This is a genomic window from Candidatus Chlorobium masyuteum, from assembly GCF_011601315.1.
Taxonomy (GTDB): domain Bacteria; phylum Bacteroidota; class Chlorobiia; order Chlorobiales; family Chlorobiaceae; genus Chlorobium; species Chlorobium masyuteum.
The window spans coordinates 332,640-352,974 of record NZ_JAAORA010000002.1 but is presented as its reverse complement, the minus strand read 5'-3'; the positions used below and the strand labels follow the sequence as shown (position 1 = coordinate 352,974).

The 20,335-nt window shown below is 49.4% G+C and carries 14 protein-coding genes; 8 read left to right on the top strand and 6 right to left on the bottom strand.

Annotated elements, in window-relative coordinates:
• The first annotated feature begins 87 nt into the window (after positions 1-87).
• From G9409_RS05215 to G9409_RS05205, 3 genes are all read left to right on the top strand, one after another.
• Positions 88-678 carry a DNA-3-methyladenine glycosylase gene (locus tag G9409_RS05215; RefSeq protein ID WP_166807755.1) on the top strand — a complete coding sequence of 197 codons (591 nt, stop codon included), beginning with the start codon at positions 88-90 and terminating at the stop codon, positions 676-678.
• A 159-nt stretch (positions 679-837) separates the two neighbouring features.
• The gene (mgtE, locus tag G9409_RS05210) at positions 838-2,220 is read left to right on the top strand and encodes a magnesium transporter (protein WP_166807754.1); all 1,383 of its coding nucleotides are present in this window, start codon (positions 838-840) and stop codon (positions 2,218-2,220) included.
• Positions 2,221-2,259: 39 nt separating this feature from the next.
• Positions 2,260-3,912, top strand: coding sequence for an electron transfer flavoprotein-ubiquinone oxidoreductase (locus tag G9409_RS05205; protein WP_166807753.1), 1,653 nt, complete (start codon positions 2,260-2,262; stop codon positions 3,910-3,912).
• Between the two features lie 359 nt (positions 3,913-4,271).
• Here the strand turns inward: G9409_RS05205 and G9409_RS05200 are convergent, their stop codons facing one another.
• Positions 4,272-5,048 carry a hypothetical protein gene (locus G9409_RS05200; protein ID WP_166807752.1) on the bottom strand — a complete coding sequence of 259 codons (777 nt, stop codon included), beginning with the start codon at positions 5,046-5,048 and terminating at the stop codon, positions 4,272-4,274.
• 482 nt (positions 5,049-5,530) lie between these two features.
• Here G9409_RS05200 and mnmA point away from each other — a divergent pair, with 482 nt between their 5' ends.
• The 3 genes from mnmA to metH all read left to right on the top strand — a co-directional run bounded on the left by mnmA (position 5,531) and on the right by metH (position 11,172).
• The gene (gene mnmA / locus G9409_RS05195; RefSeq protein WP_166807751.1) at positions 5,531-6,616 is read left to right on the top strand and encodes a tRNA 2-thiouridine(34) synthase MnmA; all 1,086 of its coding nucleotides are present in this window, start codon (positions 5,531-5,533) and stop codon (positions 6,614-6,616) included.
• A 15-nt stretch (positions 6,617-6,631) separates the two neighbouring features.
• Positions 6,632-7,291, top strand: a complete 660-nt coding sequence (locus G9409_RS05190) for an alpha/beta hydrolase (protein ID WP_166807750.1) — start codon at positions 6,632-6,634, stop codon at positions 7,289-7,291.
• Between the two features lie 194 nt (positions 7,292-7,485).
• Complete coding sequence (metH, locus tag G9409_RS05185) at positions 7,486-11,172, top strand: methionine synthase (RefSeq protein WP_166807749.1); 3,687 nt, start codon at positions 7,486-7,488, stop codon at positions 11,170-11,172.
• On the opposite strand, the gene G9409_RS05180 is transcribed toward metH, so the two are convergent.
• Positions 11,169-11,717 (bottom strand): HD domain-containing protein, encoded by a 549-nt coding sequence (locus tag G9409_RS05180; protein WP_166807748.1) that lies wholly within the window; start codon positions 11,715-11,717, stop codon positions 11,169-11,171. The two genes, metH and G9409_RS05180, sit on opposite strands and share 4 nt — an antisense overlap.
• 265 nt (positions 11,718-11,982) lie before the next feature.
• Between G9409_RS05180 and G9409_RS05175 the strand changes: the two genes are divergently transcribed.
• The gene (locus tag G9409_RS05175) at positions 11,983-14,400 is read left to right on the top strand and encodes a response regulator (RefSeq protein WP_235923237.1); all 2,418 of its coding nucleotides are present in this window, start codon (positions 11,983-11,985) and stop codon (positions 14,398-14,400) included.
• A gap of 680 nt (positions 14,401-15,080) precedes the next feature.
• On the top strand, positions 15,081-16,280 hold the full coding sequence (gene cqsA / locus G9409_RS05170; RefSeq protein WP_166807747.1) for an alpha-hydroxyketone-type quorum-sensing autoinducer synthase: 1,200 nt from the start codon (positions 15,081-15,083) through the stop codon (positions 16,278-16,280).
• A 47-nt stretch (positions 16,281-16,327) separates the two neighbouring features.
• Here the strand turns inward: cqsA and G9409_RS05165 are convergent, their stop codons facing one another.
• The 4 genes from G9409_RS05165 to G9409_RS05150 form a co-directional block, all read right to left on the bottom strand.
• Positions 16,328-16,798, bottom strand: coding sequence for an SRPBCC family protein (locus G9409_RS05165; RefSeq protein WP_166807746.1), 471 nt, complete (start codon positions 16,796-16,798; stop codon positions 16,328-16,330).
• A gap of 102 nt (positions 16,799-16,900) precedes the next feature.
• Positions 16,901-18,583: a L,D-transpeptidase family protein gene (locus G9409_RS05160; RefSeq protein WP_166807745.1), complete on the bottom strand. Its 1,683-nt coding sequence runs from the start codon at positions 18,581-18,583 to the stop codon at positions 16,901-16,903.
• A 15-nt stretch (positions 18,584-18,598) separates the two neighbouring features.
• Entirely contained in the window at positions 18,599-19,315 is a 717-nt protein-coding gene (locus tag G9409_RS05155) for a murein L,D-transpeptidase catalytic domain family protein (RefSeq protein WP_076790647.1), read from the bottom strand.
• A 290-nt stretch (positions 19,316-19,605) separates the two neighbouring features.
• Positions 19,606-20,328, bottom strand: a complete 723-nt coding sequence (locus G9409_RS05150; protein WP_166807744.1) for an SIMPL domain-containing protein — start codon at positions 20,326-20,328, stop codon at positions 19,606-19,608.
• Positions 20,329-20,335 lie beyond the last annotated feature (7 nt).

Sequence of the window (20,335 nt, the reverse complement as noted above, 5' to 3'; positions counted from 1 at the left end):
GGGAAATTTACAGCAGTTGAAGTTCAGTCATGAATTGATACATTATAATACATACATGAACTATTACAAATTATAATCGTTCGGTGGATGGAGCGGCTTGAAAAGCAATTCTATGAAATACCTACACTTGAACTTGCAGAAAAACTTCTCGGGAAAATTTTCGTCCGTACGCTGCCGGGAAATTTACAACTGAAAGCAAGAATTGTTGAAACTGAAGCCTATCTCGGTGTAGATGACGAAGCCTGCCATGCCTGGCGGGGCAGAACAGAACGAAACAGTACCATGTTTCATCGTCCGGGCACCATCTATGTCTACTTTACCTACGGCTGCCACCACCTCATCAATATCGTCAGTGAACCGGAAAACCGTGCCGGTGCGGTTCTCCTTCGGGCAATGGAACCGGTTGAAGGCATCTCCTTCATGCAGATGCAGAGAGGAAAAGCCGTGGAGAGAGAGCTCATGAGCGGTCCGGGAAAGCTTGCCCGGGCACTTCAGATTGAGCGACGTGACAACGGACGGGATCTTTTCGGTGAAGAGTTTTATCTGGAAAACGCACCCCCTGTTCCGGAAAGGATGATCGGAACCACAACAAGAGTTGGTATTTCAAGAAGCCGTGATCTTCCGTGGCGCAAATTCATCGTAAACAATCCTCACGTTTCAAAAGCAAGGATCTCCTGATGCATCAAAAAATGCAGTCTGCGTTATTGGAAAAGTTGAAAAAAAAATCCTTTTTTAGGCTGAGTTCATAACCTGGAAGGGCCTTCGAGCTCAGCCCAACCAAGTAATCGAAGCGCGGAACAAATCAATAGGGTTGCCCTTATTTAACCATCAAGCATCATGATCGGAACCCCTTTACTACCTGAAATCAGGGAACTGATCGAACAGCGCAACTTCAGCGCGCTGCAAAGAATTTTCAATGACTGGATGCCGGTTGATCTGGCAGAGCTCATCTCCGACCTGCCGGAAAACGAACAGGCAATCCTCTTCCGGCTGCTTCAGAAGGATGTGGCAACCGAGACCTTCGAATATCTTGAGCTCGACTCCCAGCAGAACCTGCTGACCGCACTGACCCAGAGAGATGTCACCCATATTCTCAACAGCATGTCGGCAGATGACCGTACAGCGCTGCTTGAAGAGTTGCCGGGAACAGTGGTTCAGGAGCTGCTGAAGCTCCTCTCGTTCAAAGAGTTCAAGATTGCCAAAACCCTGCTGGCATATGCTGAAGACAGTGTCGGCAGGCTCATGTCGCCTGACTATCTGAGTGTCAAAAAAGACTGGAACATCAATCAGGTACTCGACTACGTTCGCACCTTCGGTCATGAGAGCGAAACCCTGAACGTCATCTATGTTGTTGACGACTACGGAAAGCTCAAGGGAGAGCTGCTTGCACGAGAACTCCTGCTCTCTCTTCCCGAAAAAAAGGTGAGTGAAATCATCTCCGAAGAGAAGATCATCACCCTCACCGCCTCACAGGATCAGAAGGATGCACTTGATGCCTTCAAACGCTATGACTCGGTAGCGTTGCCGGTGGTCGACTCCAGCGGCTACCTGATAGGAGTCGTTACGGTTGACGACATGCTTGACGTGGCAGAAGAGGAGGAGACCGAGGATATCCAGAAGTTCGGCGGTATTGAAGCCCTTGAAGAGCCATACATGGATCTCTCGATTCCCCAGCTCGTTAAAAAACGGGCCGGCTGGCTGGTAATCCTCTTTATCGGTGAGATGCTGACCGCCTCTGCACTGGCCTATTTCCAGGATGAACTTGCAAAAGCAATTGTGCTTGCAACCTTCATCCCGCTGATTATCTCAAGCGGAGGAAACTCCGGTTCACAGGCCGCCACGTTGATCATCCGCTCACTCTCGCTCGGAGAGATCACCATCCAGGACTGGTGGGGCGTCATGCGCCGCGAAATTCTTTCAGGACTCGCGCTTGGTGGTCTGCTCGGCCTGATAGGAGTCTTCAGGGTTATCATCTGGGCCATGATACTCGGTCACCTGACCACGACATGGATCTATGTCGGCGTAACTGTTGGCGTATCACTGGTAGGTATTGTCCTCTTCGGCACCCTTACCGGCTCCATGCTCCCCCTGCTTCTGAAACGGATGGGCCTTGACCCTGCCACCTCATCAGCACCTTTTGTTGCCACACTTGTCGATGTCACCGGAATTGTGATATACTTCAGTGTTGCCTCCCTGATTCTGGGCGGCATACTGCTCTGAAAAAAGCCTTCTTTTCTCACTGAAAACAGCGCGGCCGTAATGCAGGAACGTGAAGCACTGGAGTTTGATATTCTGTTTGTCGGGGCGGGACCGGCAAACCTCGCCTCAGCCATTCACCTTCAGCGGCTGCTGCAACGTCAGAGCCTTGAATGCTCAATTGCGGTTATCGACAAGGGGCGCTACACCGGAGCCCACCTGCTTTCCGGAGCCATACTCGACACAAGAGCCCTTGAGGAGTTTTTTCCCGACTACAGGGAGAAGGGGTGCCCCATTGAAGCAGAAGTTATCAGTGAGAACATCTGGTTTCTCACCGGCAAAAAAAAGTTCTCCTTCCCCTTCGTTCCCGCAGCATTCAGTAACGAGGGTAATCAGCTTGTTTCGCTCAGCCGGTTTGGAGCCTGGATGGCTGAACAGGCGGATAACGAGGGCATACAGCTCTTCGACAACACGGCCGCTTCAGCTCCCTATAGTGAAAACGGACGGCTGACCGGTATCATAACCGATAACAAGGGGCTCGACAGAGAGGGCAACCCGAAAGCAAACTTCGAGCCGGGGCTTCTGCTCAAGGCAAAAGTGATCGTCATCGGAGAGGGCTCGGATGGCTCACTCCTGCGTCAGCTCGCTCAACTCTTTCCCTCAGAGCAAAACGCCGCGCCCCAGCGTTACGGCACCGGAGTCAAGGAGACATGGAGAATACCGGAAGGAGGGCTCAAACAGGGAGAGGTGCACCACATCTTCGGCTACCCCCTTTCGCCCGATACCTACGGCGGAGGGTGGATCTACGCCTTCTCTCCGACACTCATCTCTATCGGATTTGTCACCTCTATCGGTCCATCCTCCCCTGTGTGCGACCCCCACCTGAACATGCAGCGCTTCAAGCAGCACCCCCTGCTTGCAGAGATCCTCGAAGGGGGAAGCTTGATCGAATCGGGAGCGAGAACCATCACATCGGGAGGTCTTGACTCTATACCACCGCTTTGCGGCCCAGGATTTCTTGTTACCGGCGAATCAGCCGGGCTGGTGAACACGCAACGCCAGAAAGGCATTCACCTCGCCATGAAATCGGGCATCGTTGCAGCAGAGACCCTCTTTGAAGCGCTGCTTCATGATGATTTTTCTGTGGAACGGCTGAAAAGCTATGAGGAGCGGTTCAAGAGTTCATGGGCTTATGAAGAGCTTCATGCCGCACGGAACTACCGCAAAGCGTTTGATCAGGGGCTCTATACCGGTCTGCTCAACGCAGGGCTGCAACTGAAATTTCCCGGCCTCTCGATTGCGACAGGTATCGCTAAAAACCGTGATGAGAAAACAAAAAGTGGCGCAAAAAAGCTTCAGCGCTTCATGCTTGAAAAAGAGGGGTTCAAACCTGACGGCATACTCACCTTCAGCAAGGATCAGAACCTCTATCGCTCAGGCACCATGCACGAAGAGAATCAGCCCTGCCATCTTGTTATAAAGCCTGAAGATATTGCCGCGATCTGCCTGAAAAGATGCAGAGAAGAGTTTGCCAACCCTTGCCAGCACTTCTGCCCGGCTTCAGTCTACGAAATCGTCACCGAACCGCAGCCTGCGCTCAAACTCAACCCATCAAACTGCCTGCACTGCAAAACCTGTGAAATCGCCGACCCCTACGGCATCATCACCTGGACCACCCCCGAAGGCGGCGGCGGCCCCGGCTATAAACTGAGCTGATTCAGCCTGAACTTCCCCGTAAGAAAACTTTGTTATTATCGTTTACATAACTTTGTTATTCCCTGAATTCTAAGGCGTAATGGCATGCTTAAAAAGAAGATAAGTAAGGGTAGATATCTTTGTTTTGTGCTACCAATATCGCGTCCCTACGGGACTGGAATTCATAATTCTTTCAATGCCGTAGGCATGGCATATTGGTAGAAATCAGCGTAACCCTCATTCCCCCATTTCTTTCTTTCAAACCCGGAAAATCAGGTAAAAAAGTAACTCTGAAATAAAGCATCATTTTTCATATCCATTCTTTGTCGTACAGCATTTTGGTTCATTGACAGCAAAAGGTAGACCAATAAAATAAAAGGTTAGACACGTTCATGCCAGTGCATAAAATATAAACTGCCGAACTCAGCAACTGTCATTGCATCACAAAGCATTTGGGGGTGAAGCTGGACAGGTTTCGAGGCTTCTTCATCTTCGAATGAATGAAGAAAAACTGTGGATGCAGTACCGAGTGACGCTTGTTCAGTGCGAATTTCATCAAATCTGTCGAGCTGACTTTTATTCAGACACTCGAACTTCTCTTTTTCCAGTGCATTGATTCGTTGAGCCTCATCCTGAGTAAGCTCAGATGGGGGAATGTAAAGTGGAATTCGGTGCGCCAAGGAATCCCGATAATTTTTCAAATAGTCGTTGTGCCAAGCAACTATTGTTGTAGATGTCAGGTAGTCGCTTAAAACTTTTGGGAGGTGTTCTTGGGTACTCCTCAGGAACATCCCGATTTTTCTACGATCACCTATTACTTTTACCAAATCATGCCTAAAGACATATGCCCATGCGAGATTCTCGAAAAAACCATATAGGTTCATCACGAAAGCATGAAGACTTATCTGAACCTCTTCGAGAGCTTCAGATGTGATCGGCTTTGTTGCGTCGGGCGGAAATTGCTTGAACACATTGGAAAGACAACCACGTAACAGCCTAACCCGCCTTTCAGCGCCATGAAGCAAATATTCTCTAGCTCTGGTATTTCCCACACTATTTCCGGCTTGACAGGTTTTAATATAAATTTCCACCAAATCCGCCTGTACCATGGAGTGTTCCTGTTGAAGTTTGTCAACAGCTGTTAATTGATAGACCATGGCGTTGATTCCAGAAAACACCTAAAATTGCTTAGACTGATCTGCCTGTTTCAGACGAAGCAGACACTTTCAAAATCATATCAACAGGACTGCGAACACTTGTCAGCACTATCCCGGAAATACTTCTGTTAATGTAACTAACCGCCTGAGGTTATCAAAAATATACACCATCACTGCCGGGCGAAACGGAAAAAGTGGTGTGCCGGATAAATCGGGAAAAAGATGTAAGTTTCAGCCAATTCGGTTTCGCACTCAAAACCACGATTGAGATTTTGACAAATTAATTGACCCGCAGGAGTTACCTACACGAGAATGAGGAACTTACAGTCACTTCTATTAATTGTCATGAGCGGTTTTGTTTTCAAGCCCCGGAGGGGCGAAATATTGGTAGCACAGTCCCGATGCAGTCGGGGCTGGTAAAGGATTTCGAGCACCGCCCAACGAAGCAATCGAATCGCGCAATAAATTAATAGTGGTGACTTATGAGTGAAAAGAAGAAAGTTGTTGTCGGCATATCCGGCGGAGTGGACTCTGCAACGACGGCCTGCCTGCTTAAAAAAGCGGGCTATGCGGTTACGGGACTGAACATCAGGGTGCTTGACTCTCTTGAGGATAGCCCCTCACTCCAACCCTCTCCGCTCATCATCAGCGACCATCCCGATTTTCAGATTCCGGTGCTGACGCTCAACCTCAGCCGGAAGTTCAGGGAGGATGTGATCACCTACTTTCATGATGACTATCTCGGAGGCCGGACACCGAACCCCTGCATGGTCTGCAACAAGAAGATCAAATGGTTCGGGCTTTTTGAAGGGCTGAAACTGCTCGAAGCCGACTTTATTGCTACCGGCCACTTTGCCTCCACCTCATTCAGCGATGGCCGTTCCCGGCTCTATAAAGGCGTTGACCCGGAAAAGGATCAGAGCTATTTTCTCTGGATGCTCTCGCAGAGCGACCTTGCCAAAACCCTGCTTCCGCTCGGTGAGTTTCTCAAACCGCAGGTGCGCAGCATGGCCCGTGAATTCGGCGTCAGGGCGGCGGAGAAAAAAGAGAGCCAGGAGATCTGTTTTGTGCCGCAGGACGACTACTGCAGCTATCTGGAGGGAGCAATACCCGGCCTTACAGAAAAGGTTTCAGGCGGTGAGATTGTGGACGAAGCAGGCAACGTTATCGGGAAACACCGGGGCTACCCCTTCTACACCATCGGCCAGCGCCGTGGTCTCGGAGTTGCGGCCAAAGTACCGCTCTATGTCACAGAAATTGACCCGGAACACAACCGAATCCATGTTGGCCAAAAATCATCGCTCGAAACAACCAAGCTCATCGCTTCAGGGCTCAACTGGATCGGGATTGAAGAGCTGAACGCGCCAGTCACTGCTCTGGGGAAAATCCGCTATCGGGATAAAGAGACCCCGTGTGCCATTGAGCCTCTCGCAGACAATGCTGCTTCGGTTACCTTTGATGCACCGAAAAACGGTGTTTCAACCGGACAGGCTGCGGTCTTCTACCGGGAGAGCGAAGTGCTCGGCGGAGGATTTATTACCAAAGTCATTCACGAATCCAATCAGTAAACTGTAATCTTTCCTATGCTTCAACGAAAAGAGCTCTCACTCTCCTACATGGAACAGGCTCCGGAAAAACTGGAAAATGCACCACTCGTTCTTATGCTGCACGGCTACGGCAGCAATGAAAAAGATCTGATCCAGATCGCTCCCGCGCTTCCGCCCGAATTCCGCTACATCAGCCCCAGAGCACCCCAGGTTATGGATTACGGCATGTACGGATGGTTCCCGCTGGAGTTTACCCAGAACGGCATTATTGTTGATCATGCCGCCGCAGAGCGGGCCCTGTATCAACTGATCGGCTTCGTCAAAGAACTTATTGATGAGTACCGACCGGCAGGAGAGAAGGTGTTTCTGATGGGATTCAGCCAGGGCACGGTGATGAGCTACCTGACCGCATTCAACGCTCCGGAACTGCTCCACGGAGTGATTGCACTCAGCGGTCAGCTCCCCGAAAAAAATATGCCGACCGAAAAAGCCCTGCTTCTCCTGCGCAAGATTCCTTTTCTCTTGATGCACGGCCTCTTTGACGAAGTGCTGCCGATTGCCAAAGGACGTGCCGCGAATGCATGGCTTGAGCAGAATATTGATAAGCTGATCTATCGGGAGTACCCGGTTGCGCATCAGATATCGGACAGTGGCATAGAACTGATTCGCTCATGGCTGGAAGGGCACCGCGATTAAATTGGTAGCACCTCCGGGGCTTAAGAATAAAACCGTTCACGAAAAGTAATCACTACACATTGAATTAGAGAGCGCACCGGAAAGTGAGTGAAATCTGTGCCTTCGTCACAGCCGGAGCAGGCAGATTTATAGAGTTAATCGTATATTGGCAACCTGTATCCTCTTTTTCAAAAAAACGCAGTCATGCATAAAGAATGAAAGACACTCTCTTTACCCTGCTCGAAAAGCGTATCCTTGTTCTCGATGGTGCAATGGGCACCATGATCCAGCGCCATAAATTACAGGAAGAGGACTACCGGGGCGCGAGGTTTGCCTCCCACTCGCATCCGCTTATGGGTAACAACGATATTCTTGTTCTCACACGCCCCGACATCATCTATGCACTGCACTGCGACTTTCTTGAAGCAGGATCAGACATTATAGAGACCAACACCTTCAATGCCAATCCGATCTCCCAGTCAGACTACAGTGCTGAACATCTGGTAAAGGAGCTGAACGTAGAAGCGGCAAAGCTTGCACGAAAAGCGGCGGATGAGTACACTGCGCGAACTCCTGATAAACCCCGTTTTGTTGCCGGCTCAATCGGCCCGACCAACAAAACCCTCTCTATGTCACCGGATGTCAACAATCCGGGATACCGGGCTGTCAGCTTCGAGGAGGTGGTCGATAACTACACCCTCCAGCTCGAAGGGCTCATGGAGGTTGGCGTCGATATGCTGCTTGTTGAAACAGTTTTTGATACCCTGAACTGCAAGGCGGCACTCTTCTCCATCGAAGAGTTCTTCAATCGCACCGGGCTCCGCATCCCGGTCATGGTCTCCGGAACGGTAGTGGACGCAAGCGGACGTACCCTCTCCGGCCAGACCACCGAGGCCTTCTGGATCTCCATCGCCCACATGCCCGACCTGCTCTCCATCGGCCTTAACTGTGCCCTCGGTTCAAAGCAGATGCGCCCCTTTATCGAATCAATTTCAGGTATTGCCGAAAGTCTGGTGAGCGTCTATCCGAATGCTGGTCTGCCAAACGAGTTCGGAGAGTATGACGACTCTCCGGAGTATATGGCTGCGCAGATTGCCGACTTTGCCACCTCCGGCTTTGTTAATATTGTAGGCGGATGCTGCGGCACTACCCCCCAGCATATCAAGGCGATTGCCGAGGCGGTCAAAGGGCTGACTCCGCGCCCGCGCCCCGTAAAAAAACATGAGTTGCAGCTATCCGGTCTTGAACCGCTCTTTGTCAACAGCACAACCGGCTTCATCAATGTCGGCGAACGAACCAATGTAACCGGCTCGAAAAAGTTCGCACGGCTCATCAAGGAGGGCAACTACGACGAAGCGCTCTCCATTGCCCGCCAGCAGGTGGAGAGCGGCGCACAGGTGATTGACGTCAACGTTGACGAGGGCATGCTTGAGAGCGAAAAGGTGATGAAAGAGTTCCTCAACCTTATCGCCTCCGAACCCGAAATCTCAAGGGTTCCGGTGATGATTGACAGTTCAAAATGGTCGGTTATAGAGAACGGCCTGCAGTGCGTTCAGGGCAAAAGCATTGTCAACTCCATCAGCCTTAAAGAGGGTGAAGAGCTTTTCCGTGAGAGAGCGAGAAAAGTATTGCAGTATGGTGCTGCAACCGTTGTTATGGCTTTTGATGAAAAGGGACAGGCGGATAGTCTGGAACGGCGCAAGGAGATCTGCAAGCGTGCCTATGACATTCTTGTTGATGAGGTGGGCTTCCCGCCTGAAGATATTATTTTCGACCCCAATGTACTGACCGTTGCCACCGGTATTGAGGAGCATAACAACTATGCTGTTGACTTTATTGAGTCGGTCCGCTGGATCAAAGAGAACCTTCCCTATGCAAAGGTTTCGGGAGGAATAAGCAACGTCTCCTTCTCTTTCCGGGGCAACGAAGCGGTCAGGGAGGCGATGCACGCAGCGTTTCTCTACCACGCAATCAAAGCCGGGCTCAATATGGGCATCGTCAATGCCGGCCAGCTTGCCATTTATGAAGATATTGAACCGGAACTGCTGCTGCGTGTCGAGGATGTTCTGCTCAACCGCCGTGAGGATGCAACTGAACGACTGGTAAGTTTTGCCGAAACCATACAGGGTGGCGGCGAGAAAACCGAAGCAAAAGCGGCCGAGTGGCGGAATGCCCCGGTTGAAGAGAGGCTCCGCCATGCTCTGATCAAGGGAATTGTCGAGTTTATCGAAGAGGATACCGAAGAGGCCCGCCAGCTCTACCCGAGCCCGCTGCAGGTCATAGAAGGGCCGCTGATGAATGGCATGAACGCCATCGGTGATCTCTTTGCCGAGGGCAAGATGTTCCTCCCGCAGGTGGTTAAAAGCGCACGCGTCATGAAACGCTCGGTAGCCTGCCTCATTCCCTACATTGAAGAGGAGAAAGCCAAAAACAAGGATACCCGTGCCGCAGCAAAAATATTGCTTGCGACCGTGAAAGGTGACGTGCATGATATCGGCAAGAACATTGTCGCCGTTGTGCTTGCCTGCAACAACTACGAGGTTGTGGATATCGGCGTCATGATGCCCTGCGAAAAGATTCTTGAAGCCGTAGAGCGTGAAAAGGCTGACCTGCTCGGCCTGAGCGGACTCATCACCCCTTCGCTTGACGAGATGGTGCATGTTGCTCGTGAAATGGAGCGGCTTGGTATGAAGATTCCGCTGCTCATCGGAGGTGCCACCACCTCAAGAATGCATACGGCAGTGAAAATTGCACCGGTCTATTCAGGAACAGTGGTTCAGGTGCTTGATGCCTCGCGAAGTGTTCCGGTGGTCAACAGCCTGCTCAATCCGGCACTCAGCCCGGATTACATCGCAAAACTCATTGAGGAGCAGACCGGACTGCGGGAGAGTCACGCTTCACGCTCATCGGCAAAAAGCTACATCTCACTTGCCGAAGCACGAAGCAACACCCCTTCGCTCAAGTGGGACAGCTCTGCCGTTTACAAGCCGCTCAAGCCGGGCATCACCCTGCTGGACAATGTTACAGTAGAAAACCTGCGCCCCTATATTGACTGGACTCCCTTTTTCATGGCGTGGGAAATGCATGGCCGCTACCCGCAGATTCTTGATGATGCGAAGTATGGCGTTGAGGCAACAAAACTCTTCAATGATGCCAACGCCCTGCTCGACAGAATAGCAGGCGAAAAGATGCTCGGCCTGAAAGGTGTTGCCGGTATCTTCCCGGCCAACAGCACAGGGGATGACATTGCTGTCTACAGTGACGAGAGCCGCACAACCCTGCTCGGAACCCTCCACACACTCCGCCAGCAGGAGAAAAAAGCGGGCGGCGAACCGAACCTTGCGCTTGCCGATTTCATCGCACCAGTCAATTCAGGTATTAAAGACTACATTGGCGGTTTTGCCGTCACGGCAGGGCTCGGAATAGAAAAGGCACTCAAACAGTTCAGCCTGGAGCAGGACGACTATCACAAAATCATGATGCAGGCACTTGCCGACCGTCTGGCTGAGGCATTTGCCGAGATGCTGCACGAAAAAGTGCGCCGTGAACTCTGGGGTTATGCTCCCGATGAAGCGTTCAAACCCGAAGAGCTCTCGGGGGAAAAATACCAGGGCATCCGCCCGGCGCCAGGTTATCCTGCCTGCCCGGATCATACCGAAAAAGCAGAGCTCTTTACCCTCCTGAATGCCGAAGTGAGCACTGGAATCACCCTGACTGAAACCTTCGCCATGAATCCGGCAGCTGCAGTCAGCGGAATCTACTTCGCTCATCCGGCGGCAAAGTACTTCATGCTTGGAAAAATCAGCAGGGATCAGGTTGAGGATTATGCCCGACGCAAAGGGATGAGCCTCGCGGAGGCTGAAAAGTGGCTGGCGCCCGTACTTGACTACGAACGCGACTAAAGCTTCATCATCGGCAACGGACTGAAGGGATGGCTTTTGAATCGTTCAACGGCAAGCTGCACAAGCTTTCTGTGGAATCCGGCATTGGGGAAGGCCTCAAGCACATCGGTCACAAAATCATCCTTCAGCCTGAAGCGGAGCAATCCGCCCGTCATATCTATCCAGTCCGCTTTCCGGAACAGTTCAACCAGCCACTCCGGATGCTCCTTGTATCGGGTCAGCTTGTGATGCTCCCCGATCATGGCCTCTATTTCACTCTGCCAATCGCCTTTACCGTTTTTTTCAAGATAGCTACGGGCAAGAAGCTGTGAAGCGGGCAGATAGTCAAAACTCTTCTCTGTCCAGATGCCGAGATCATGAAAAAAGACCGCAACGGCAATTTTATCCAGGTCAACCTCCCGCTTCCTTGCAAGGGCACAGCAGAAGTTGAAAACCCTCAGACAGTGGTTCCGGTAAGCATCGTAATCCTCCCCCAGCACCTCCTGATAACCGGAAAACAGATCGTCAAGCAAAAGAGAATTTATAACGCTCGTTGTATCATACATATATATGCCGCATTACCGTGTTTTTTTATTACCTATAATATATGTAAATATAGGGTTTATAGCCGGCTTATCAGCGATATGAGATGGTGTTACACTCATGAATCCGGCAGAGATTATCCCCCCCTGTTGTTTCTGGTAAAAAATAACAGTGACTGTCATAACAAGAGCTCTGGCAATCGACGCGGGATGATCTTGCAAGTAACGCAGAGGTTGCATCTACAGCCGGAATAATGGCTTTGGTAAAGCATAAAGATTAGTATTTCTGATGCAGATACTTAAAAACAAAGCCAGAGAAATTATAGAGCATGCCGAGCCGAATCTCGGCGTTGTAGGCCTTTTCGGCTTTCTCGGATATCCGGTTTATTATCTCATTTGGACCTATATCTTTCCTCAACCTTACGAGAATCTGCCGCTGCGCATTTTCTGCGCCTTCATCAGCATCCCCTGGGTACTCTACCGGTTTATTCCCAAAAAGCTGAAAGATATTTTCCCCGTCTATTTTTTCATTTCGCTCTTTATTGTTATTCCTTTCTTTTTCAGCTTTATGATGCTGAAAAACGAATTCTCAGTGGTATGGGCAATGTCCACTATGGCCGGTTTATTCCTGCTGACACTGCTTATTTCAGACCGGATCCTGGTCAGCATCATGACCGGAGCAGGATTCATGGCTGCCTATGTCACGGTTCTGACGCTTGACGGCAGGGTCAGCTTCACCTACTTCATACCTGAGTACATTCCTATTTTCATCTTCTCCATTGCAGGAAGCATTATTGCCAGCCATAAGCAACAGCAGGCCTACAAGTCGAAAATTGCTCTCATGAAAAGCCTGAGCGGCAGTATCGCCCATGAGATGAGGAACCCGCTCAATGCCATTACCAATGCCATTGCTTCTGTACAAAACACACTGCCCGTAAAACCGGGTGTTGATGCCGCAGCTAAAAGCTACTACCGTTTGAGCCATTCCGGACTCATCAATATTCATAATATCATTGAGGATAGTTCGCACACGCTGAGCAGTGCAAACAAGATCATTGACTCCATCCTCACCAGCCTGCAGGGCGGAGAGGTGGTTGTTGATGAATTTATCCGGATCAAATCCGAAAACGCAATTGAAACCGCACTGAGCAGATTTCCTTACAATGATGTCAAAGAAAAAAAGGTAATCAGCTTCGAAAAATGCATGAACTTTGATTTTCTGGGAGATCGTGATCTCTTCTTCTTTGTCATCTTCAATCTGCTTAAAAATGCTCTTTACTATAAGGATAGAAATAACTTCCATATATCGATCACTACTGATGTAACCGCTTTGTCGAATATCATCAGGGTCAAAGACAATGGGCCGGGTATAAAAGCAAAAAATATTGAGCAGATTTTTGAGAGTTTTTATACGTCCAACAAAAAAGGAGGGAATGGCCTGGGTTTATCCTTCTGCAGAAGGGTGGTTGATTCGTTCGGAGGTACTATCGTCTGTAACTCAAAGGAGGGGGAGTGGACTGAATTCACCATAACTCTGCCAAAGTATTATTCCAAAACCGTTCGGGAGATTAAAAGAAACATCCTTCGTAAAAAAAGGATTCTTGTAACCGATGATGACAGCAGCAACCGCCTGATTATCTCAAAATATCTTTCGGAACTGCATTGTCAGATCGATCAGGCAGAAAACGGTCTCCAGGCAGTCGCGATGGTTTCAGAAAAACGGTATGACCTCATTTTTATGGATTTCGAAATGCCGTTTCTTAACGGAGATCGTGCTGTTAAACTTATCCGTTCGGCACAGAACATCGATCCGTCACTTGCTCTTCATTATCGTGACGTACCGATTGTCGGCATTACTTCTCTGCCGATGCCCGAGGCAACAGAAAGAGCCGAAAGAAACGGAATGAATGAAGTACTTGCAAAACCGGTGAGCGTTGCAACCACAAAAAAAATTATTGAAAAATACTTTTTTTCCGATGCCTCACCGGACAGGTATGAATCCGAAATAACCGTCAGCAACAAAAGAATTCTTCTGGTTGATGATAACGAGACAAGCCGAAGAATCATGAGGGCCCTGCTTGAAAACTATGGCTACCACATCGAGCAGGCATTCAATGGCAGGGAAGCCCTCTCGTTGCTTGAAAAAGAGGATTTCGATCTGATTCTCATGGATGTGGACATGCCGGTTATGGACGGTATTGAAGCAACAAAAGCCATCAGGAGCGGTAAAAATTTCTTCCGTTTTCGCGCCGGTAAAACCATACCGATTATTGCAATCACAGGAAATAACGATGAACAGAGCTCCCGAAATCTGAAGGAGGCCGGAGTAGATTTTCATCTCTGCAAACCGGTCTTCAAGGACAAGCTTATAGCAACCATTAACGTTTTACTGAAAAACAATATTCAGGAGGAGAAACCAATGATCAGTAATACACACTTTGAATCAGAACAGAAGGGTTCCGACTTCTGGACAACAATACAGAGTGAAAAAATTCTTGACAGTGCAATTATCGATGAGTTGAGAGAGATAGGCGGAGATGAATTAATCGTAACGCTTTTCGAAACCTTTATTGATGATGCAGAGAAATTCACTGCCGGTCTTGATGAAGCTGTAGGTAATCAGGACTTGAAACAGTTTGATCATCTCATTCATACTCTCAAAGGTACCTCAGGAAGTATCGGTGCCCATAAAATGTATCTGCCATAAATGAGTTTTCCCGAAATGCAGCATGGCCTGACAACAGCTCATGGATGGAGGAACTGAAAAACGTCTATGCGGAAACCATAAAGGAGCTGAAAAATTACATGCATATTTTAGCCCAACACGCCTCCCGGCAAAGCTGAGTTGATGAGTAATCACGTTGCAGAAAAGCAACCGCAAACGCTGTTGAACCACTAAAAGCTTACATCCGCAAGCACTCTCCGCCTCGTTTTAACCCTCATATTTCGCTGCCAGGGCAACAACTGACCGGGTAACGCTTCACTGTTCCGGAAGAAAGTGTTATAACGCTAATTATCAAAACATTCTGTATCTTCATTTCATCATATTTTATCATATTTTGCACCGGTCTGCCGGATGGATTATTATTCCTGTTCCGATTTGATCGCCGAAATATGCCGATGGTGAACGATGATGAAGAGTTCACATGGTTTTCATGTATGACAAGGTTAAGGAGAAGTACCCGGAAGCAGTACGATAACCTCTATCATCCTGAACCATTATGACGGCTGAATGAATTATAAACAGAGTATGATCTGATGATCAGGAACCCCGGTAAACTATCTGCGGGGAAGATAATTCTATAATTTAAATCGCTTCCAACAGAGTACTTTTCTTACAATGAACTGCTGCCGATAAAGCACGGGCCAATCCAGATGAGGTAAGCAATGAGCAGGACAGGTTTGCCCATTCCCGATTTTCTTGATGCGCGACTGCTCGCCTATGAGGAAGCATCGATCAAAACACGCAAAAACGGAAAACCCCTCGTACTCGGCAAAAAACCGCAGCCGGAATCTATTATCCTCCAGAGTAATGATTATCTGAGCATTTCAAGCCACCCTCAAGTTTTACAGGCGCAGATAGCAAGACTCGAACAGGGACGCCATGAAATGGTCATGTCGGCGGTTTTTCTCCATGAGGACAGCGACAAATCACTCTTTGAAAATGCAATGGCCGGGTTTGCCGGGTTTGAACATGCAATTTTATGCCAATCCGGATGGGCGGCCAATGTAGGTATCATGCAGACCATTGCCGACCAGAATACTCCTGTCTATATAGATTTTTTCACCCATATGTCACTCTGGGAAGGGGTCAAAACATCCGGTGCCCCTTTTTACACCTTTATGCACAACGATGCCGCTCATCTTGAAAATCTGGTAAAACAGCATGGCCAGGGCATTATTGTTGTGGATGCTCTCTACAGTACAACCGGAGATATTGCCCCTCTTACCGAAATCATCGATATCGCCAATCGTCACAACTGTCTCTCCCTCGTTGATGAATCACACTCTCTGGGTACGCATGGGCCCAGGGGAGCCGGGTTGGTGGCCTCACTCGGCCTGACCGACAGGGTACATTTCATAACCGGGAGTCTTGCTAAAGCCTTCGCCGGCAGAGCAGGCATAATTCTCTGTTCAAAACGATTTGCCGACTATTACCCCTATGCAGCCTTTCCTGCAATTTTCAGCTCAGCTCTTCTCCCTCATGAAATAGCCGGTTTGTCTGCAACCCTCAACGTGATTATCAACAGTGACGACCGGAGAAAAAAACTGCATGATAATGCACTTTTTTTCTTAAACGGACTGGAGAGTCTTGGCTATTTTCTGGCCAGCCAGTCACAGATCATCTCACTTGAACCAGGAAGTGAACCCCAAATGGAAATATTGCGGGATGCGCTGGAAGATCGAAATGTATTCGGCTCCGTATTCTGTGCGCCTGCAACACCGAAAAACCGCACGCTCATGCGTTTTTCACTCAATAGCGACATGGAAATCAACGAACTGCAGCAGGTACTCGACGTCTGCGCATCAATAAGAGATGAGGTAGGTATGCGGGAATGGAAGTCAACCAAAAGGAAAAAAACCTGACAGGGCTCTTGTATCACATCTCCCTCAGAGTGACGGCAAGGAGCCGGTCATAATACCGTGAAGCTCTTCTGAAGGTTAGCCAGATACTGATCAATCAGGGAGGTAAACTCCATTACCACCAGAGGGGAGATGATGATCTGCAGAAACGAGGGGAAATCAACCATCAGTTCACCTTTTGTTTTCAGCACTATCGCGGTTCCATCCTCTTTCTGCCGTATTGCCCACTCCCCTTCGACCTTCGCATTGCCGACTCCGGCAACAGAAGTCCATACGATTTTCCGTGAAACCGCATCGGCAGAGTAGCAACAGGCATAGATGGTCTGCTGCAGCGTGTAGCTGCCGATACCGATCTTTTCCATCTCCCAGCGAAAGGTATTGGAACCAAGATCAATAAACCGGTCAACTTTCGGAAAATGGGAGGCAGAACGGGGAACATCGGCAAGCAGAGCGAACACCTTATCGGTTGTAGCCGGAGTTTCAAACGCCCGCTCTATATTGATCTCGACAGAAAATGACATAGGGGCACTTCGGTTAATTTGTTCCGCGATTTCCCGATTCACCGGGATCGCACTCAAGCCGCTCACAACAAGGCTTAGCGGTGCCCTCAGAAGTGCCGATGCTTACAATTGGGGAAGGGGTTTATCCAGAGCTTTCAGCACAGCACTATCTCTGTTGTAGACATCATCAAGAAAAACAATCTCATCACCTTCGGCAAAAGCTGTCAGATAGAGGATAAACACCGGAATCCGTTTCGGCAAATAGACCGTTGCTGTTTTACCGCTATTGATTGCGGCCTGAATCCTCTCCCTGCTCCATTTCAGACTGTCCTGAAGAACCAGCCTGGCGAGTTCCTGGGGATTTTCAACCCTGATGCACCCGGAACTGAAGGTTCTGCTGCTCTTTTCAAAAAGATCCTTGGTCGGAGTATCATGCAGATAGACCGTATGGCGATTCGGGAGCATAAACTTGATCCGTCCCAATGCCCCGTGATCTCCGGCAGTCTGCTGCAAACGGTACGGGAAATTTGCTCCTGTGTATTGTGACCAGTTAACCGATGCCGGACTGACAACGGCACCATTCCGGTCAAGGATGTTCAGCTTTTTCCTGCTGAGATAGGCACTGTTTTTGCGGATAGCCGGCAGCACATCTTTCGACAGTATGGTCGGAGGTACAACCCAGCGTGGATTAAAAACAATATACTGCATATCCGCCTTGAAGACAGGCGTTTCACGATAGGGCTGCCCGACAATGACCCTGGTTCCCCAGCGGTTACGACCATGTTCAACATAACGCAGGGAGAATTCCGCAATATTAACCATTATATAGGTCGGTTCAAGGTCGTTCATAAACCATCTGCACCGCTCCATATTTATACGGATCTGTTCAATACGACGCTCGACAGGCAGATTCATGGCCCTGAAGGTTGCGGGCCCGGGCACACCATCCGCAACCATTCCGTTCCGCTTCTGAAACCGCTTGACTGCCTCAACCATTCTTTTGTCATAGATCCTTGCTGTATCAGCGACAGTAACCGTCATGTCACCGGAAACAACAAGGCGTTTGCGCAACGGCAATACTCGATTGTCCGTGACACCCTCTTTCAGACCTGTCAGATCGGGCACAACCGGCCAGCCGCCATCTTTGGCAAGAGCACGATTCCGGATCAGCCCTTTTCTCAATTGAAGGTACTCGGAGTGCTGTGGACGAAGTTCCGCCAAAACAGCGGCAATCCGTTCAGCAGTCACAGCATTCTGAAGCCTGTACTCCAGGGCTGTGCTTCTGTGAAAATCATTGATATTCCAGTTTGGATCAAGGCTGACGGGATCAACCTTGCCGTAACGGAGATGAGTTGCAAGTGTGAGAAATGCATCGCTCAAAAGAAGGTCGCAGTTAGCCTCCTGCTGGGGCGTCTGGGGTGGCTGATTGTAAAATACCCTGAGCGCCCTGATGTGGTAATCCGCAGGATCAAGACCATCATCGGCAGCACTTTCTATGGCTGTGATCAGCTCGGTAATCATCGTCCGTTTTATCCAGACAGGCCTGTATCCCCGTGCAGCATAGAATCGGGCCAGCCGGTTCCGGAACGAGATCCCTTCCACCAGAGAGAGCTCTGCGCCCTGCACTGTTTTACGGGTCAAGTAACTGCGGATATGCTCTGTGACAGGTTCAGGAACTACACTCTTCTGCCGAATAACAGTATTCTGCGTTTGTGGTTGAAGAGTAACCTTCTGAGGTGCGGGCGCCCTTACCGGAACCGGTTGAACAGGACTGAATGCAAGCCAGACGAGAAGAATACCAATCATTCGTAACTCAATACATTATGAAAATGGATCGAAAACACTCTCTTGAAGGGCAAGATCGGGATTGAGCACGGTTGACTTGAGCGCATAGTCCCTTCCACCCTGATAGATAAACATGCAGCTCCCGCCTTTTATCAGGTTAATCACCTGCTGAAAAGCCTCAAAAGAGAGCGCGGGACACCCCTGACTTCTGCCAAGACGGCCATGCTTCCTGATATAATCGTAGGAGACATAATCTGCACCATGCATCACAATACTTCTCATTTCAGCATTATCGTTAATCCCCGGCTCCATTCCAAGAAGCCTGAGAGAATAACCATTCTTGCCGTCATAGGTATTTCCTGTGGTATAAAAACCGAGACTGCTTTGATTGGAACCAGGTTGATTGGAAAAACTCTGTGCATAGTTTTCACCGCTGCCGCTGCCATGCGCAACCAGACCGGAATAAAGCAGCCGTCCCTCATTGACATCAATAACAAAAAGCCTTTCCTCGACCGATGGAAGGTTAAAATCTATCACCGTAAGAATACCGTCACGGGATACCTTTCCCTGCTCCCGGAGGGAATAATAACCGGAAAGCGCCATACTGAGCAGCTTTGGATTTATACGGTTCCGGAGGTCAGGAGATCGGGAGAGCGATGAAAAGTTTTTCAGGAAAGGATTTGTCAGGGAGTCTCCCTTCACAGGAGAGAGTAGCATAAGCATCATCAATAACGCAGATATCAATCGAATCATAAGCAACCTCAATCGGAGTTAAACCGGAGCCATCAATGCTCGCCGGCATATGCATAAAAAAACCAACCCGGGTATGCAAAACACGGAACGTCAGATAAACATGAAAAACAAATACGTAACCAAAACCCCTGATTAAAAGGGACAGTTATTGCTCTTTTTACCGGAGAACAGAAGAAAGGAAAACAAAAAATATTCAGTCAAGATAATATTTATTTCGGCAGGTTCAAATCATCCTCTATTCCCGGCCAAACCAACTCTTTCCCGGATTCTCTTTCAGCGCGAATTTATGCTCATCTGACAGGAGCAGTGATAAAACGCCAGCGTGAGTTGATGGTTACCGAAATCTCCTGATCAGCAGGGGCCAATTCTGTACTTGCGGGTGCCGGGGCTGCCCTCATGGCTACCGCCTCCATATATGGTCGTTCCTTGTATGAAGGCTGGCCTAAGCTGACTTCGATCAACTGCCCAAGACGTCCTCCTGCCGCACGGGCCATAATTTCACCCTCCCTGCGGGCATTGCCAACAGCTGATGCAAGTGCTTCCTGGCGAAGGGCATCATAACGGCTTGATGAAAACATAATATTCTGAACCTCACTGGCCCCGGCCTGCACCACAGCATCTATAACCCTGCCGATGCTCCCCAGAGCACGCACCCTGACCTTTATGGAGTGCCTTGCCGTGTATCCTTTCAGGATGTTTTTCGAAGTTGACGGCTCCCACTCCCACTTTGGTGAAACCGTAAAACCTGCCGTCACTGCATCCTCGGATGCAACACCGGCCCTTCGCAGCGCATTCTGAACCGCCTGATACTTTTCAGCAGTATCGGCCGCAGCCCTGTCTGCACTGTTTGCGTCCGACTTGATCTCCGCAATAAACTCAGCCATATCCGGCTTTACCGATACCACTCCTGACGCCGATACCACAACCTGACTCTCTTCAGCATGAGCCGAAAAAGGAAAAACAGAGTGCAGAACAAGCAGGCTTGCCGCAACAATACTCAGCCTCTTTTTCATAGTTATC

Coding starts and splice junctions, on each gene's coding strand:
- G9409_RS05160 (WP_166807745.1), bottom strand. CDS start 18,583: ATGATTGGTATTCTTCTCGTCTGGCTTGCATTCAGTCCTGTTCAACCG.
- G9409_RS05165 (WP_166807746.1), bottom strand. CDS start 16,798: ATGTCATTTTCTGTCGAGATCAATATAGAGCGGGCGTTTGAAACTCCG.
- G9409_RS05205 (WP_166807753.1), top strand. CDS start 2,260: ATGCAGGAACGTGAAGCACTGGAGTTTGATATTCTGTTTGTCGGGGCG.
- G9409_RS05200 (WP_166807752.1), bottom strand. CDS start 5,048: ATGGTCTATCAATTAACAGCTGTTGACAAACTTCAACAGGAACACTCC.
- mgtE (WP_166807754.1), top strand. CDS start 838: ATGATCGGAACCCCTTTACTACCTGAAATCAGGGAACTGATCGAACAG.
- metH (WP_166807749.1), top strand. CDS start 7,486: ATGAAAGACACTCTCTTTACCCTGCTCGAAAAGCGTATCCTTGTTCTC.
- G9409_RS05180 (WP_166807748.1), bottom strand. CDS start 11,717: ATGTATGATACAACGAGCGTTATAAATTCTCTTTTGCTTGACGATCTG.
- G9409_RS05155 (WP_076790647.1), bottom strand. CDS start 19,315: ATGATTCGATTGATATCTGCGTTATTGATGATGCTTATGCTACTCTCT.
- G9409_RS05175 (WP_235923237.1), top strand. CDS start 11,983: ATGCAGATACTTAAAAACAAAGCCAGAGAAATTATAGAGCATGCCGAG.
- G9409_RS05150 (WP_166807744.1), bottom strand. CDS start 20,328: ATGAAAAAGAGGCTGAGTATTGTTGCGGCAAGCCTGCTTGTTCTGCAC.
- G9409_RS05215 (WP_166807755.1), top strand. CDS start 88: ATGGAGCGGCTTGAAAAGCAATTCTATGAAATACCTACACTTGAACTT.
- mnmA (WP_166807751.1), top strand. CDS start 5,531: ATGAGTGAAAAGAAGAAAGTTGTTGTCGGCATATCCGGCGGAGTGGAC.
- G9409_RS05190 (WP_166807750.1), top strand. CDS start 6,632: ATGCTTCAACGAAAAGAGCTCTCACTCTCCTACATGGAACAGGCTCCG.
- cqsA (WP_166807747.1), top strand. CDS start 15,081: ATGAGCAGGACAGGTTTGCCCATTCCCGATTTTCTTGATGCGCGACTG.